Here is a 14,358-nt window from a genome sequence, read left to right as displayed (position 1 = left end):
GTTCTGTGCAACGTGGTTAAAAGGTTCGGGCTTGCTTGCCCACGGCGTCAACCACCGTCCCTTCTGGTATCGACGTATCCTCTGCAACCTTTAGCCATTTTTTGAAAAATTTTTGCCCCTCCGCCAATGGCGAAAATAACGCGCTTTTTCCCTCTTCTATTACGCCATCGCCTTTTTCACTTTTTCGGTAAACTTTTTCTCCACTGGGCCGATAACGCAATAAGCGAATAACGTCATTAGTAAGGAGAAACACCAATGGCATCGATCAGTTCCTTAGGCATCGGCTCAGGACTCGACCTCAACGGTTTACTGGACAAACTCAGCAAGGCGGAACAACAGCGCCTGACGCCGTATACCACTCAGCAAACCAGCTATAACGCGCAGCTAACGGCTTACGGCACGTTAAAAAGCTCGCTGGAAAAATTCGATAACCTGAGCAAGGAGCTGGCTAAGCCGGAGTTTTTCAACAGCACCACCGCCACCAAGCACGACCAGTTCACCATCACCACCACCAATAAGGCGGTGCCGGGCAACTATAGCGTTGAAGTGCAGAAGCTGGCGCAGCCGCAAACCCTGACCACCCAGGCGACGATTACCGATCAACAGGAAAAACTGGGTACCGCCGGCAATAGCGATCGTTCCATTACGATCACCGCCGGCGACCCGCCAAAAGAGACCACGATTCCGCTGAGCGACGACCAGACCTCGCTGCTGGAGATGCGCGATGCCATCAACGGCGCTAAAGCCGGCGTCACCGCCAGCATCATGCGCGTCGGCGACAATGACTATCAGCTGGCGCTGAGCTCCTCCACCACCGGCGAGAAAAACACCGTTTCGGTGCAGGTGAATAACGACGATAAACTCGGCGCCATCCTCAACTACGACAGCAGCAGCAAAAGCGGCGCGATGAAGCAGACCGTCGCCGGGCAGGATGCGGAGATCGTCGTCAACGGCACCAAAATTAAGCGCAGCACCAACTCGATTGCCGATGCGCTGCAGGGCGTCACCATCGACCTGAAAACCACCACCAAAGCCGGCGAACCGCAAAACCTGGTGATCGGCATCGATAAAAGCGGCACCGCCGACAAAATCAAAGAGTGGGTGGATAACTACAATTCGCTGCTCGACACCTTCGGCTCGCTGACCAAATATACCCCGGTGAAAAGCGGTGAAGCGCAAAGCGCCAAGAACGGCGCGCTGCTCGGCGATAACACCCTGCGCGGCATTCAGTCCTCGATTAAAAGCGCGCTCAGCGCCGCTCAGGACAATCCGGAGCTGAAAGGCCTTGGTAACCTCGGGATCTCTACCAATCCCAAAACCGGCAAGCTTGAAGTCGACAGCACCAAGCTCAATAAAGCGCTCGACGAGAAACCGGATCAGGTCGCCAATTTCTTCGCCGGCAACGGTAAAGACACCGGGATGGCCACCGAAATCCATAATGAAATCCAGAACTATATTAAAGCGGGCGGCATCATCGAGAACTCGACCAAAAGCATCAACACCAATCTCGATCGCCTGAATATCCAGATCGACACCGTTTCCGACAGCATCCAGAACACTATCGATCGCTATAAACAACAGTTTGTTCAGTTGGATACCATGATGTCCAAGCTGAGCAGCACGGGTAACTACTTACAACAGCAGTTCTCGTCCCAGTAACCCTTAATCAGGTAATGAAACAGCATGTATAACCGTAGCGGCACGCAAGCCTACGCACAGGTCAGTCTGGAAAGCAGCGCGATGAGCGCCAGTCCGCACCAGTTAATCGTAATGTTGTTCGACGGGGCGCTTAACGCCCTGCTTCGCGCACGCATCCTGATGAATCAGGGGGATATCGCCGGTAAAGGCCTGGCGCTGTCGAAGGCAATCAACATCATCGACAACGGGTTGAAAAGCGGCCTCGACCACCAGCAAGGCGGCGAAATCGCCGATAATCTGGCGGCGCTGTACGATTATATGAAGCGACGCCTGATGCAGGCCAACCTGCATAATGACGAAGCGGCGATCGTCGAAGTGGTCAAGCTGCTGGAGAATATCGCCGATGCCTGGCGGCAAATTGGGCCAAACTATCAACCTGCTCAGGGTACATTGTGATGGAACGCCAACAGCAGCTTTTAGCCGCCTATCAGCAGATCCATACCCTGAGCAGTCAGATGATTGCCCTGGCGCGCGCCGGGCAATGGGAAGCGCTGGTGGAAATGCAGTTTGCCTACGTGACGGCGGTCGAGAAAACCGCCGAATTTACCGGCAAAGCGGGGCCATCGCTGGCTCTGCAAGAGATGCTCAACGCTAAGTTGAAGCAGATTATCAACAATGAGGGAGTACTGAAAGGGCTATTGCAACAGCGGATGGAACAATTAAAAACGCTGATCGATCAATCCACCCGCCAGAACGCGGTCAACAACGCTTACGGCCAGTTCGACGATCGCTCGCTCCTGCTTGGCGAACTGCAGTCCGATAATGTGGTCGCCATCAAGAGCAAAAGCGAAGAATTACAATAACAACAACAGCGTCACAGCCTGATATCCGGTCAGGAAGCGCATGATGGGTCTCACCAGGGCAATGCAGAGTGTTGCCTGGTAAGCCATCGGCGGATTTTACAGGAGTGAATAAGCAATAATATATAGTTTCATTTACGCCCCACTCATTCATCAATTAAATATTCCAAACATCGCGCCAGCTAAAATAAGCCACTCACGGGCTTAGGGAAATATGCCTGTAAAATATTCTGTGTTATCTTGACCGGATTAATATGATATTACTCACGGGATAAAACATGGATGTATTCTTCGGGAAAACGCGTTTTTCCAATTATTTTATGGCCATGGCGCAAGCTGAAAATAACGGATTAATGAATACCGCGCTGGCGGTTTCTGCTTATCACCTTCATGATCCCCTGACCCGAGTCAGGTTTCAGGACAGCGTTAAAAGATTTGCCCTTTCACAGATTAACATTATCCGTCATAGCAGTGATGATAAGAAGTGCCAGCAGTGCATTCAGGCAATCAGACAAGAGCGGGAAAATCTGCTTATTCAGGACAGAATGTTGCGAACCGGTGAAGCCATGCTCACTGCCTCCGCGCGGTTCTACCGGGAAAACGAAAAAGTCATCGGCTATATCATCGACGGAATCGGTGTTGTTCTTGGCGGTATGCAGGTTATCGGAGGTTTTGGAATAACGGCTAGCTCATTAATGACAGGAAACGTTATTGGCGTTATTGCTGGTGCAGCATTGATGTTTCATGGCTTTGGCACAATGGCTGAAAAGTTAGATGGTGTAAATTTTGCAGAAAAATATTATGAAGATGCATCTCAATTTTTAGGGTTTAGTAGAGAGTTGGGAAAGCTTTCATATCAGGTAGTCGATCTTTCAACCTCTTTTTATGGCCTTGCCAAACTTACCTTAAAACCAGAAGCGTGGCGCTTGTTTTATTTCACTGGCCCAGATTTTTACCGAAAAGTAACAACCATGAGTAAGCCAGCCATGGCGTTAAATGGGATATCTTCAACGGTAAAAGGGATACAGATAGGTAACACGATGTATGAAGTTAAAGATAAATGACTATCTTATTTTTAGATACAATTTGTATGCTTTGAGCGCCATTGGAAACGGAGTTAGTTTGTAAACTACCGAGAAACCGAATAATAAAATGAAAAAATAGGCAAAATGATTAATTGAATCATAATTATAACACCAATGAATGAGCACTATAAAAACAATAAAAAAACCTAAGACTCCAGCCCAAAGTCTTTTGCGAAGTTCATCGATTAAATCAAAATAGCTTTTGTTTTGGCTTTCTTGCCGCGCCAGGATTTCACGCAGGCGCGCAATCTCTTTTTCGGTGAAGCCATGTTCACGAAGGTCATCTTCAGTTAGCTGCTTTCCCACGCCCGGCTCCTCCATGCTGGTTATATATTTTTCCAATATTTCCGACTAAAGGTACCCATTGCGTTGCTCAGCCAAATGCTCAGATGTAATGCCACTGCCGGGGTTACCACAGTCCGTGGAATATTGCCCCTGAAGTTGCCAGGGGTCAAGCGCGCGTTCATATCCTACAACGGCTTCACGCCTGATCCGCCAGAATGCTGTCAGTTTAAAGGAGATGCGTTACGCTACCGCCCCGCCTTCATCCTCCCAACGGCAGACCATATGGTACAGTTCCCGCTCGTCGTATTCATCGTGGAATATATTCACAACAACCTCCAGATGATTGTTAGACACGATCTAAGTTTAGTTGTTGGTAAGGAGGGGGCATATCAAGAAGAGTAAAAGCGGCGGTTATTCGCTATCCTGTCGCCAGGTTTCATGAAACATCGCTATCGCAACAAAAGCTAAAACGACAAAAAATACAACGGTCTGAAGCCACAGCATAACGCCTCCGCGGAGCAAAATTTGCGCAGATTATTTGCTACAGAGCCGAAAAACGATAGTGAATTGCCATCCAAATTTAAATTTTCGCCTTACCCCGCTCACACAACAATGCCTGTCTTCTGGCTGACAAGCCGATACTAAATAACAGTCTAAGCTGTTCGGACTACGCCAACGCGTAGGCCACCATCGTTGCTATCGCTCCCCAAAAGACCAACAAACCGAGAAAAATCCCTATCCATACCTTACGCCGCAATTGATGGTCTACTTTTTCGGACATCTGCTATTCCAAATTAGAATTATTTTGGCAAGACCATACAGTTTGTAGTGGTTGTAGTCAGATCGTTTGTATCGATCGATGAGCGGCTATTGATCTGTATCCCCTATCGATTGTAGTGATATTTCAGACTCATTCATTCACCGGTTGATGGGTTAAAATCAATGCAGAGGCGCGCAATTTTTTGCCGTTGTCGCCGTAAATAGACAAAACCGCCAGCGTTAAGCATAGCGGTTTGCAGGAAGAAGTAGCGCCGAGATTTTATGACTAAACTGGCATATTCATAATGTCCTGATAGGCCGCCACCAGCTTATTACGCACCTGCACGCCCATCTGCAATGAAACTGAAGATTTTTGTAAATCGACCATCACATCATTCAGACTGATGCCCGGCACGCCCAGCTCGAAGTTCTGCGCCTGTTGACGCGCGGCCTGCTGAGTATCGCTGATTTTACCCAGCGCGGCGGTGAGTTCACTGGCAAAACTGACTCCCTGCGGTACGCTATTCTGCCCGTTTTTTCCCGCCTGAATCGCCATCGCCTGCATCTGTTGCAGTACGCCTTCAATACCCTGAATCGCCATCTTTTCCTCAATACTCTCGTGATCGCCAGGCGCTATTTCACCCTGTATTTCTCCAATGCTGCACACCCTAACACAGCGATTTTTGCTTAAAGCGGTTAATTAGCTGCAAAAAACCCGGCTTATCGGGCAATCAGAATCATCTGATAAGACGAATAATGGCCTGCCCAGAAATGGGAGCGCCGCTATTGAGAAAAGATGTGTATCAGGGAGTCTGTTTTGTCACATAACGCTATCCATACCGTTCGTCAGCACGCCAGCGCGCGTCGCCGTCTGAACGCCAGCGAAGGATACCGCCTACCATGAGTGCCTCGTTATCCGCCGGCGAAAGCCGCGACAACGGCCTGCAGGCCATCTGGAGCCGTCTGCGCGCCAATCCAAAAATTCCGCTGCTGGTGGCCGCCTCCGCCGCGATTGCCATTATCGTCGCGCTGCTGCTGTGGGCGAAAAGCCCGGATTATCGCGTGCTGTACAGCAATCTAAACGATCGCGACGGCGGCGCTATCGTCACCCAGCTGACGCAGATGAACATCCCCTACCGCTTCGCCGAGAACGGCGCGGCGCTGATGATCCCGGCGGAAAAAGTGCATGAAACCCGCCTGCGTCTGGCACAGCAGGGGCTGCCGAAGGGCGGCGCCGTCGGCTTCGAACTGCTGGATCAGGAAAAATTCGGCATCAGCCAGTTCAGCGAACAGATTAACTATCAGCGCGCTCTCGAAGGCGAACTCTCACGCACTATCGAGTCGCTGGGGCCGGTGCAGAATGCGCGGGTGCACCTGGCGCTGCCGAAGCCCTCGCTGTTCGTCCGCGAGCAAAAATCCCCTTCCGCCTCTGTCACCCTGACGCTGCAGCCGGGTCGTGCGCTGGATGATGGCCAAATCAACGCCATCGTCTATATGGTATCGAGTAGCGTCGCCGGCCTGCCGGCGGGCAACGTCACCGTGGTCGATCAGGCCGGACGCCTGCTGACGCAGTCCGACGGCACCGGACGCGACCTCAACGCCTCGCAGCTGAAATATGCTAACGAAGTGGAAAACGGCTATCAGCGACGCATTGAAACTATCCTTGCGCCGGTGGTCGGCAGCGCCAACGTCCGCGCTCAGGTGACCGCGCAGATCGATTTCGCCTCCCACGAGCAGACCGACGAACAGTATCAGCCGAACCAGCAGCCCGAGAAAGCGGCGATCCGTTCGCAGCAAACCAGCAGCAACGAACAAATCGGCGGTCCGCAGGTGGGCGGCGTCCCTGGGGCGTTATCCAATCAGCCGAGCGCGCCGGCAACGGCGCCGATTGAAAGCGCTAAACCGGCGGCCAATAACGCCAATAACGCGACCAACACCCGCAGCGCCGCGGCCAACAGCGGTCCGTTAAGCACCCGACGCGACGCCACCACCAACTACGAACTCGATCGCACCATCCGCCATACCCAACAGAAAGCCGGGACGGTGGAACGCCTGTCGGTCGCCGTGGTGGTGAACTATAGCCTCAACGCCGACGGCAAAGCGCAGCCGATGAGTAAAGAACAACTGGCGCAAATTGAAGCGCTGGTGCGCGAAGCGATGGGCTACTCCAGCACCCGCGGCGATAGCCTGCAGGTGGTCAATACGCCATTTACCGACAATCAGATGACCGGCGGCGAACTGCCGTTCTGGCAGAGCCAGGCGTTTATCGATTTGCTGCTCGAACTGGGACGTTACCTGCTGGTGCTGCTGGTCGGCTGGGTATTGTGGCGCAAGCTGATTAAGCCGCAGCTGCAGCAGCGTCAAGCCGCGCAGCAAGCCGCGGTGGCCGCCGCCAGCGCGCCGGTCGCTAAGGCGAACGACAGCCATAAACCAAGCAATGAGGAGCTGGCGCTGCGCCGTAAATCGCAGCAGCGCGTCAGCGCAGAAGTCCAGAGCCAACGCATCCGCGAACTGGCGGATAAAGATCCGCGGGTCGTCGCTCTGGTAATCCGCCAATGGATGAGTAACGAACTATGAGCCTGACCGGAACCGATAAAAGCGCCATTTTATTAATGACGCTGGGCGAAGACCGCGCGGCGGAGGTGCTCAAGCACCTCTCCTCCCGCGAAGTCCAGCTTTTGAGCGGCACCATGGCCGGCATGAGCCAGGTCTCGCATAAACAGCTCGGCGAGATCCTCTCTGAATTTGAAGACGATGCCGAACAGTTCGCCGCCTTGAGCGTCAACGCCAGCGACTATCTGCGGTCGGTGCTGGTGAAAGCGCTGGGCGAAGAGCGCGCCGCCAGCCTGCTGGAGGATATTCTCGAATCCCGCGAAACCACCTCCGGGATGGAAACGCTCAACTTTATGGAGCCGCAGAGCGCCGCCGACCTGATCCGCGATGAACACCCGCAGATCATCGCCACCATCCTGGTACACCTCAAGCGCGGCCAGGCGGCGGATATTCTGGCGCAGTTCGATGAGCGCCTGCGCAACGACGTGATGCTGCGTATCGCCACCTTCGGCGGCGTGCAGCCGGCGGCGCTGGCGGAGTTGACCGAAGTGCTCAACAACCTGCTCGACGGCCAGAACCTCAAGCGCAGCAAAATGGGCGGAGTGCGTACCGCCGCCGAGATTATCAACCTGATGAAAACCCAGCAGGAAGAAGCCGTTATCGACGCGATGCGCGAATACGATGGCGAGCTGGCGCAGAAGATCATCGACGAGATGTTCCTGTTCGAAAACCTGGTGGAGGTCGACGATCGCAGTATCCAGCGCCTGCTGCAGGACGTGGACAGCGAATCGCTACTGATTGCTCTGAAGGGCGCCGAACAGCCGCTGCGCGAGAAGTTCCTCAAAAACATGTCGCAGCGCGCGGCCGATATTCTACGCGACGATCTCGCCAACCGTGGGCCGGTGCGCATGTCGCAGGTGGAAAACGAACAGAAAGCGATTCTGCTGATAGTCAGACGGCTGGCGGAAAGCGGCGAAATGATCATTGGCGGCGGCGAGGACACCTATGTCTGATCGCATTAATTCCATGCCCTGGCAGCCCTGGTCGCTCAACGACCTTGGCGACGCGGCCCCGGCTTTCGAACCGCCGCTACCGACGCTGGATAACGAAGCCTTGCAGCCTGACGCTCAGGCGGAACTGCAGCAGCAGCTTGCCGCCCTGCGCCTACAGGCCGAGCAGCAAGGTCAGCAATCCGGCTATGCCGATGGCCAGCAAAAAGGCTATGAAGCCGGATTTCAGCAGGGGCTTGAGGAGGGCCGCCAGCAGGGACTACTGGAAGCTCAGCAGCAGCAACAGCCGTTGACCGACCACTGGCAGCAGCTGGTGAGCGAGTTTCAGCACACCCTTGATGCGCTCGATTCGGTGATCGCCTCCCGCCTGATGCAGCTGGCGCTGACCGCCGCGAAACAGGTGCTTGGCCAGCCGCCGGTCTGTGACGGCACCGCCCTGCTGACGCAAATTCAACAACTGATCCAGCAAGAGCCGATGTTCAACGGCAAGCCGCAATTGCGCGTGCACCCGCAAGATTATGAGCGCGTTGAGCAGCAGTTAGGTACCACCCTCAGCCTGCACGGCTGGCGGCTGCTGGCGGACGGCGATCTGCATCCCGGCGGCTGTAAGGTCAGCGCCGAAGAGGGCGATCTCGACGCCAGTCTCGCCACCCGTTGGCATGAATTGTGTCGCCTCGCCGCGCCGGGAGCGCTGTGATGACCGCCCGTCTTGGCCGCTGGCTGAATTCACTTGAAACGCTGGAGCAGCGTATCGCCCGTACGCCGACCGTGCGACGCTACGGTCGGCTGACCCGCGCCACCGGCCTGGTGCTGGAGGCCACCGGTCTGCAGTTGCCGCTCGGCGCAACCTGCCTTATCGAGCGCGACGGCGGCGACGGCGTGCAGGAAGTGGAAAGCGAAGTGGTCGGCTTTAACGATCAGCGGCTGTATCTGATGCCGCTGGAAGAGGTCGAAGGGATCGTACCTGGGGCGCGGGTTTACGCCCGTAGCACGGCGGACGGCCAGCACGCCGGTAAACAACTCCCGCTGGGCCCGGCGCTGCTGGGACGCGTGCTCGACGGCGGCGCCAGGCCGCTTGACGGCCTGCCCGCGCCGGAAACCGGCTATCGCGCGCCGCTGATTACCGCGCCGTTTAACCCGCTGCAGCGTACCCCTATCGAGCAGGTGCTGGACGTCGGCGTGCGCACCATTAACGGTCTGCTGACCGTTGGGCGCGGCCAACGTATGGGGCTGTTCGCCGGCTCCGGCGTCGGTAAAAGCGTACTGCTGGGCATGATGGCGCGCTACACCCAGGCCGACGTTATCGTCGTCGGCCTGATTGGCGAACGCGGCCGGGAAGTCAAAGACTTTATCGAGAATATTCTCGGCGCCGAAGGCCGCGCGCGTTCGGTGGTGATCGCCGCCCCGGCAGACGTATCCCCCCTGCTGCGCATGCAGGGCGCCGCTTACGCCACCCGCATTGCCGAAGATTTTCGCGACCGCGGTCAGCACGTGCTGCTGATCATGGATTCGCTCACCCGCTATGCGATGGCGCAGCGTGAAATCGCGCTGGCGATCGGCGAACCGCCGGCTACCAAGGGCTATCCGCCTTCGGTATTCGCCAAACTGCCGGCGCTGGTTGAACGCGCGGGCAACGGTATCAGCGGCGGCGGTTCGATCACCGCCTTCTATACCGTACTGACCGAAGGGGACGATCAGCAGGATCCGATTGCCGATTCGGCACGCGCGATCCTCGATGGCCACGTGGTGCTTTCCCGACGGCTGGCGGAAGCCGGTCACTACCCGGCCATCGATATTGAAGCCTCGATCAGCCGCGCGATGACGTCGCTTATCGATGACGAACATTATCGCCGGGTACGTACCTTTAAGCAGATGCTGGCCAGCTTCCAGCGTAACCGCGATTTAATAAGCGTCGGCGCCTATGCCGCCGGTAGCGACCCGCTGCTGGATAAAGCCATTGCCCTGTATCCGCAAATGGAGACCTATCTGCAGCAGGGAATTTTCGAGCGCTGCGGTTATGACGAAGCCTGTCAGCAGCTACAGCAGCTGATTGTTTAACGCCATCGGAGACGCCACGCGATGAAAGCACAGTCCCCTTTGATTACCCTGCGCAATCTGGCCCAGGAGGCCGTCGAACAGGCGGCGCAGCGTCTGGGCCAGGCGCGCCAGGCGCAACAGGCCGCCGAGCAACAGCTGACGATGTTGCTTAACTATCAGGACGAGTACCGGCAAAAGCTCAACAGCACCCTTTCCGGCGGTATGGAAAGCTCTCGCTGGCAGAACTACCAGCAGTTTATCGCCACCCTCGAACAGGCCATCGAACAACAGCGCCAGCAGCTGCTGCAGTGGGGACAAAAGGTGGAGCACGCCGTGAAGCAGTGGCAGGACCATCAGCAGCGGCTGAACGCCTACGATACCCTGCACACGCGCGCGCAAAACGCCGAGCTGCAGTTGGAAAACAAACGCAATCAAAAATTGATGGATGAGTTCGCGCAACGCAGTACACAAAGGAATACCGCTTCATGAATCTCAATGCTTTGCCCGCCCTTAGCCTGCCCGGCGACGCCAGCGCCCTGCCGGATCTGGCGCTCGACGACGTTCAGCTGTCGTCTGCCTTCGCGCAACTGCTCGGCGCGCGCTTCACGCCCGCGCAAAGCGGCACGCTGCCGCCCGCGGCGCTGAGCGCCGACGATGAAAGCGCCCCGCCGCTAAGCCGTAACCAGCTTAACCAGCTGCTGGCGGCGCTCGGCGAACGCGGCGCGCTGCTGGTCAATGCGTTACCGCCATCGGCGGGAAACGCCGTCGACGCAACAGCGAAAAAAGAGGATAGCGGCCCGCATACGCCGCCGCTCAGCGAGGCGAAAACCTTAGATCCGGCGACGCTGCAGGCGCTGTACGCCATGCTGCCGGCGGCAATCGTCGCCCCGTCGCCGCAGACCGCGCTACCGCAGGCTCAACAACCAGCGCCCAGCGGCGATAAAGCCGCGTTCCGCATCGGCAACGTGGCGACTCAGCATGTCGTGAATCTGCCGGAAGGCGAACCGGCGGCGAAGCCGCAGCCGGGTACGGATCCCCTTAGCGGGCAAAATCTGCCCTCCCCTGTCGCGCAGGCCGCGGCCACGCCGCAGCACGATATGGCCGAACGTCCGGTGGAGAATACTCCGGCGCAGCCAGCCGCCGTCGCTTTCGCCACCGCCAGCCCCAGCCAGAGCGCCACGCCCGCCAGTGCGCTGGTAACCGCGCCGCCGACGCCGCAGCTTAATGCCCAGCTTGGTAGCCCGGAATGGCAGCAGGCGCTGAGCCAGCAGGTACTGATGTTCCACCGCAATGGCCAGCAGAGCGCCGAACTGCGCTTGCATCCGCAGGAGCTGGGCGCGCTGCAGATCACCCTGCAGCTCGACGATAAACAGGCGCAGCTGCATATCGCTTCCGCACACGGTCAGGTACGCGCGGCGGTCGAAGCGGCTATGCCGCAGCTACGTCACGCGCTGGCGGAGAGCGGAATCAACCTCGGTCAGAGCAGCGTTGGCGGCGAGGCGACGCCGCAATGGCAGCAGCAAAACGGCAACGGTGAAGGCCGTGCCAGCTACGCGGAACGCCACGGCGGCGGCAACGATGGCGCGCCGATTGAGCCAGTCAGCGCCCCGGCAGCCCTGCAGCGAATGGTCAGCCAGGTCAACGGCGTCGATATTTTCGCCTGAGGGGCGCTAAACGGCCAATCTGGCCCCCATTTGCCCGTTTATTCCGGCTATTGCCTCGCGCGTTAGCCGCGATAATACCTTTATATGTCATACGTGCGGCGCCGCCGCGCGTGATGCCCGTCAGCAACGCGGCGGGCGGAACAACAGGAATTTGATTTGGCTATGTCTCAAAACTCCCTTCCGGCAACCGCGCCCAAACGCCCCTTATTGATCATCCTGCTGACGATCGTGGCCGTGGCCGCCTGTGCGGCCGCAGGTTACAGCTGGTGGCTGCTGCAACAGCGCGACGGCGGCGCGCAAACCGCCATCGAAAAGGAAAAACCGCCCGCGCCGCCGGTATTTATGCCGCTCGATACCTTTACCGTCAATCTGGTGACCCCGGACAACGATCCGGACCGCGTACTGTATATCGGCCTGACGCTGCGCCTGCCGGATGAAGCAACCCGCCGCCAGCTTAATGATTTCCTGCCGGAGGTGCGTAGCCGTCTGCTGATGCTGCTTTCGCGTCAGGAGGCCGGTCACCTGGCGAATGAGCAGGGCAAGCAGCAGCTGGTCGCGCAGATCAAAGAGACGCTGAGCGCGCCGCTGGTTAAGGGACAACCGAAGCAGGTGGTCAGCGATGTGCTGTTCACCGCCTTCATACTGCGGTAATCACCATGGGCGATAGCATTCTTTCACAGGCAGAGATCGACGCCTTGCTCAACGGTGACAACACGGGCGATGAGCCCGAGACGGTTGTCGGCGGTAAAGAGAGCGAGGTTAAGCCATACGATCCGAATACCCAGCGCCGCGTGGTGCGTGAACGCCTGCAGGCGCTGGAAATTATCAACGAGCGTTTTGCCCGGCAGTTCCGCATGGGATTGTTCAACCTGCTGCGCCGCAGCCCGGACATCACCGTCGGGCCGATTAAAATTCAGCCGTACCACGAGTTTGCCCGCAATCTGCCGGTGCCGACCAACCTTAATCTGGTACACCTGAACCCGCTGCGCGGCACCGCGCTGTTCGTCTTCGCCCCGAGCCTGGTATTTATCGCCGTCGATAACCTGTTCGGCGGCGACGGGCGTTTCCCGACCAAGGTCGAAGGCCGCGAGTTCACGCCCACCGAGCAGCGGGTCATCAAACGTATGCTGCGCCTGGCGCTGGACGCCTACGGCGACGCGTGGAGCGCAATCTATAAGATTGACGTCGAATACGTGCGTGCGGAAATGCAGGTCAAATTCACCAACATCACCACCTCGCCGAACGATATCGTGGTGACCACGCCGTTCCAGGTGGAGATTGGCGCGCTAAGCGGTGAATTTAATATCTGTATTCCTTTCGCCATGATTGAACCGCTGCGTGAACTGCTGACCAATCCGCCGCTGGAGAATTCCCGCCAGGAAGATAGCCAGTGGCGCGAAACGTTGGTCAAGCAGGTGCAGCACTCCGAGCTTGAGCTGATTGCCAACTTCGTCGATATCCCGATGCGCTTGTCGAAAATTCTTAAGCTGCAGCCTGGCGACGTTTTACCGATAGATAAACCGGATCGCATTATCGCCCATGTCGACGGCGTGCCGGTGCTGACCAGCCAATATGGCACCTTAAACGGGCAGTACGCCCTTCGTGTTGAACACTTGATAAACCCTATTTTGAATGCTCTGAGTGAGGAACAGCCCAATGAGTGATCCTAAGCAACCGTCTGGCGCAGGAAAGGAATCCGTAGACGATCTGTGGGCTGATGCGCTTAATGAACAACAGTCGTCTGAGAAATCCAGCGCCACCACCGATGGGGTGTTCAAATCGCTGGAGGCCCAGGATGCGCTCGGCAGCCTGCAGGATATCGATCTGATCCTCGATATTCCGGTGAAGCTGACCGTTGAACTGGGGCGCACCAAAATGACGATTAAAGAGCTGCTGCGCCTGTCGCAGGGATCGGTTGTCGCGCTGGATGGCCTGGCGGGCGAACCGCTGGATATCCTGATCAACGGCTATCTGATAGCCCAGGGCGAAGTGGTGGTGGTGGCCGATAAATTCGGCGTGCGCATTACCGATATCATTACTCCGTCCGAACGTATGCGTCGGTTGAGCCGCTAATGACCGCCCCCGTTATCGTGCAGACCAGCCAACCGGCTACCGAACCGGCAATATCCGGCGGCTCGGCGCTCATGCAGGTAAGCAGCGCGCTCGGCGCGATTCTGCTCCTGATCCTGCTGGCCGGTTGGTTGTTCCGCCGCCTCGGCTTTGCGCCGCAGGCGCGCAACGGTCGGTTGCTTAACCTGCGCGCCAGCTGCCAGGTTGGCCAGCGCGAGCGCGTGGTGGTGGTGGAAGTCGATAATACCCTGCTGGTGCTGGGCGTCACCGCCCAGCAGATCACCCCGCTTCATCAGTACCCGGCGCCACCGCGCGATGAAGATACTCCGGCGGTCACGCCTGCGAACGACTTCCGCCAGCTGATGCGCAACGTCCTCAACCGCCCGGAAAAATAGCC

The 14,358-nt window shown here is 57.1% G+C and carries 18 protein-coding genes; 14 read left to right on the top strand and 4 right to left on the bottom strand.

The features are described from left to right. Positions 1-16: 16 nt before the first annotated feature. Positions 17-262 carry a hypothetical protein gene (locus PGS10_RS05545; RefSeq protein WP_015367282.1) on the bottom strand — a complete coding sequence of 82 codons (246 nt, stop codon included), beginning with the start codon at positions 260-262 and terminating at the stop codon, positions 17-19. On the opposite strand from PGS10_RS05545, the gene fliD reads away from it, so the two are divergent. The 4 genes from fliD to PGS10_RS05525 all read left to right on the top strand — a co-directional run bounded on the left by fliD (position 256) and on the right by PGS10_RS05525 (position 3,562). Further along, positions 256-1,659, top strand: coding sequence for a flagellar filament capping protein FliD (gene fliD, locus PGS10_RS05540; RefSeq protein WP_316422538.1), 1,404 nt, complete (start codon positions 256-258; stop codon positions 1,657-1,659). The genes PGS10_RS05545 and fliD overlap by 7 nt on opposite strands. 24 nt (positions 1,660-1,683) lie before the next feature. Further along, positions 1,684-2,094 carry a flagellar export chaperone FliS gene (fliS, locus tag PGS10_RS05535; protein ID WP_015704959.1) on the top strand — a complete coding sequence of 137 codons (411 nt, stop codon included), beginning with the start codon at positions 1,684-1,686 and terminating at the stop codon, positions 2,092-2,094. Next, complete coding sequence (gene fliT / locus PGS10_RS05530) at positions 2,094-2,501, top strand: flagella biosynthesis regulatory protein FliT (RefSeq protein WP_316422565.1); 408 nt, start codon at positions 2,094-2,096, stop codon at positions 2,499-2,501. The genes fliS and fliT overlap by 1 nt, the downstream gene beginning before the upstream one ends. A gap of 275 nt (positions 2,502-2,776) precedes the next feature. Next, entirely contained in the window at positions 2,777-3,562 is a 786-nt protein-coding gene (locus PGS10_RS05525) for a DUF4225 domain-containing protein (protein ID WP_316422537.1), read from the top strand. Here the strand turns inward: PGS10_RS05525 and PGS10_RS05520 are convergent, their stop codons facing one another. The 3 genes from PGS10_RS05520 to fliE form a co-directional block, all read right to left on the bottom strand. After that, positions 3,563-3,889: a hypothetical protein gene (locus PGS10_RS05520; protein ID WP_045397403.1), complete on the bottom strand. Its 327-nt coding sequence runs from the start codon at positions 3,887-3,889 to the stop codon at positions 3,563-3,565. Positions 3,890-4,535: 646 nt separating this feature from the next. Next, positions 4,536-4,649, bottom strand: a complete 114-nt coding sequence (locus PGS10_RS05515; protein WP_072048039.1) for a YmiA family putative membrane protein — start codon at positions 4,647-4,649, stop codon at positions 4,536-4,538. 264 nt (positions 4,650-4,913) lie between these two features. Then, complete coding sequence (gene fliE / locus PGS10_RS05510; protein WP_045375469.1) at positions 4,914-5,228, bottom strand: flagellar hook-basal body complex protein FliE; 315 nt, start codon at positions 5,226-5,228, stop codon at positions 4,914-4,916. Positions 5,229-5,527: 299 nt separating this feature from the next. On the opposite strand from fliE, the gene fliF reads away from it, so the two are divergent. The 10 genes from fliF to fliO all read left to right on the top strand — a co-directional run bounded on the left by fliF (position 5,528) and on the right by fliO (position 14,356). Further along, positions 5,528-7,204 (top strand): flagellar basal-body MS-ring/collar protein FliF, encoded by a 1,677-nt coding sequence (gene fliF, locus PGS10_RS05505; protein WP_316422536.1) that lies wholly within the window; start codon positions 5,528-5,530, stop codon positions 7,202-7,204. Further along, positions 7,201-8,193 (top strand): flagellar motor switch protein FliG, encoded by a 993-nt coding sequence (gene fliG / locus PGS10_RS05500; RefSeq protein WP_015367292.1) that lies wholly within the window; start codon positions 7,201-7,203, stop codon positions 8,191-8,193. Before fliF ends, fliG begins: the two co-directional genes overlap by 4 nt. After that, positions 8,186-8,887, top strand: a complete 702-nt coding sequence (gene fliH, locus PGS10_RS05495; protein WP_047065439.1) for a flagellar assembly protein FliH — start codon at positions 8,186-8,188, stop codon at positions 8,885-8,887. The genes fliG and fliH overlap by 8 nt, the downstream gene beginning before the upstream one ends. Beyond that, the gene (gene fliI, locus PGS10_RS05490) at positions 8,887-10,248 is read left to right on the top strand and encodes a flagellar protein export ATPase FliI (RefSeq protein ID WP_213292641.1); all 1,362 of its coding nucleotides are present in this window, start codon (positions 8,887-8,889) and stop codon (positions 10,246-10,248) included. The genes fliH and fliI overlap by 1 nt, the downstream gene beginning before the upstream one ends. Before the next feature lie 21 nt (positions 10,249-10,269). Further along, complete coding sequence (fliJ, locus tag PGS10_RS05485) at positions 10,270-10,716, top strand: flagellar export protein FliJ (protein WP_045397390.1); 447 nt, start codon at positions 10,270-10,272, stop codon at positions 10,714-10,716. Beyond that, positions 10,713-11,891, top strand: coding sequence for a flagellar hook-length control protein FliK (locus PGS10_RS05480; RefSeq protein ID WP_213797481.1), 1,179 nt, complete (start codon positions 10,713-10,715; stop codon positions 11,889-11,891). The genes fliJ and PGS10_RS05480 overlap by 4 nt, the downstream gene beginning before the upstream one ends. Positions 11,892-12,053: 162 nt before the next feature. Then, positions 12,054-12,542 (top strand): flagellar basal body-associated protein FliL, encoded by a 489-nt coding sequence (gene fliL / locus PGS10_RS05475; RefSeq protein ID WP_015367297.1) that lies wholly within the window; start codon positions 12,054-12,056, stop codon positions 12,540-12,542. A gap of 5 nt (positions 12,543-12,547) precedes the next feature. Next, positions 12,548-13,555, top strand: a complete 1,008-nt coding sequence (gene fliM, locus PGS10_RS05470; protein ID WP_015367298.1) for a flagellar motor switch protein FliM — start codon at positions 12,548-12,550, stop codon at positions 13,553-13,555. Continuing rightward, positions 13,548-13,964: a flagellar motor switch protein FliN gene (gene fliN / locus PGS10_RS05465; RefSeq protein WP_015367299.1), complete on the top strand. Its 417-nt coding sequence runs from the start codon at positions 13,548-13,550 to the stop codon at positions 13,962-13,964. The genes fliM and fliN overlap by 8 nt, the downstream gene beginning before the upstream one ends. Beyond that, complete coding sequence (fliO, locus tag PGS10_RS05460; RefSeq protein ID WP_047043652.1) at positions 13,964-14,356, top strand: flagellar biosynthetic protein FliO; 393 nt, start codon at positions 13,964-13,966, stop codon at positions 14,354-14,356. The genes fliN and fliO overlap by 1 nt, the downstream gene beginning before the upstream one ends. The last annotated feature ends 2 nt before the right edge of the window (positions 14,357-14,358 follow it).

It is taken from the genome of Klebsiella sp. 141153 (assembly GCF_032601995.1).
In the GTDB taxonomy this organism is placed as follows: Bacteria; Pseudomonadota; Gammaproteobacteria; order Enterobacterales; family Enterobacteriaceae; genus Klebsiella; species Klebsiella aerogenes.
The sequence above is the reverse complement of the archived record's forward strand: the minus strand, read 5'-3'. Positions and strand labels throughout refer to the sequence as shown.

What these genes read in the sequence shown, in the direction of transcription:
- fliD (WP_316422538.1), top strand. Translation starts at nt 256, where the DNA reads ATGGCATCGATCAGTTCCTTAGGCATCGGCTCAGGACTCGACCTCAAC.
- fliG (WP_015367292.1), top strand. Translation starts at nt 7,201, where the DNA reads ATGAGCCTGACCGGAACCGATAAAAGCGCCATTTTATTAATGACGCTG.
- PGS10_RS05525 (WP_316422537.1), top strand. Translation starts at nt 2,777, where the DNA reads ATGGATGTATTCTTCGGGAAAACGCGTTTTTCCAATTATTTTATGGCC.
- PGS10_RS05515 (WP_072048039.1), bottom strand. Translation starts at nt 4,649, where the DNA reads ATGTCCGAAAAAGTAGACCATCAATTGCGGCGTAAGGTATGGATAGGG.
- fliH (WP_047065439.1), top strand. Translation starts at nt 8,186, where the DNA reads ATGTCTGATCGCATTAATTCCATGCCCTGGCAGCCCTGGTCGCTCAAC.
- fliL (WP_015367297.1), top strand. Translation starts at nt 12,054, where the DNA reads ATGTCTCAAAACTCCCTTCCGGCAACCGCGCCCAAACGCCCCTTATTG.
- fliF (WP_316422536.1), top strand. Translation starts at nt 5,528, where the DNA reads ATGAGTGCCTCGTTATCCGCCGGCGAAAGCCGCGACAACGGCCTGCAG.
- fliS (WP_015704959.1), top strand. Translation starts at nt 1,684, where the DNA reads ATGTATAACCGTAGCGGCACGCAAGCCTACGCACAGGTCAGTCTGGAA.
- fliT (WP_316422565.1), top strand. Translation starts at nt 2,094, where the DNA reads ATGGAACGCCAACAGCAGCTTTTAGCCGCCTATCAGCAGATCCATACC.
- fliE (WP_045375469.1), bottom strand. Translation starts at nt 5,228, where the DNA reads ATGGCGATTCAGGGTATTGAAGGCGTACTGCAACAGATGCAGGCGATG.
- PGS10_RS05545 (WP_015367282.1), bottom strand. Translation starts at nt 262, where the DNA reads ATGCCATTGGTGTTTCTCCTTACTAATGACGTTATTCGCTTATTGCGT.
- fliJ (WP_045397390.1), top strand. Translation starts at nt 10,270, where the DNA reads ATGAAAGCACAGTCCCCTTTGATTACCCTGCGCAATCTGGCCCAGGAG.
- PGS10_RS05480 (WP_213797481.1), top strand. Translation starts at nt 10,713, where the DNA reads ATGAATCTCAATGCTTTGCCCGCCCTTAGCCTGCCCGGCGACGCCAGC.
- fliM (WP_015367298.1), top strand. Translation starts at nt 12,548, where the DNA reads ATGGGCGATAGCATTCTTTCACAGGCAGAGATCGACGCCTTGCTCAAC.
- fliN (WP_015367299.1), top strand. Translation starts at nt 13,548, where the DNA reads ATGAGTGATCCTAAGCAACCGTCTGGCGCAGGAAAGGAATCCGTAGAC.
- fliO (WP_047043652.1), top strand. Translation starts at nt 13,964, where the DNA reads ATGACCGCCCCCGTTATCGTGCAGACCAGCCAACCGGCTACCGAACCG.
- fliI (WP_213292641.1), top strand. Translation starts at nt 8,887, where the DNA reads ATGACCGCCCGTCTTGGCCGCTGGCTGAATTCACTTGAAACGCTGGAG.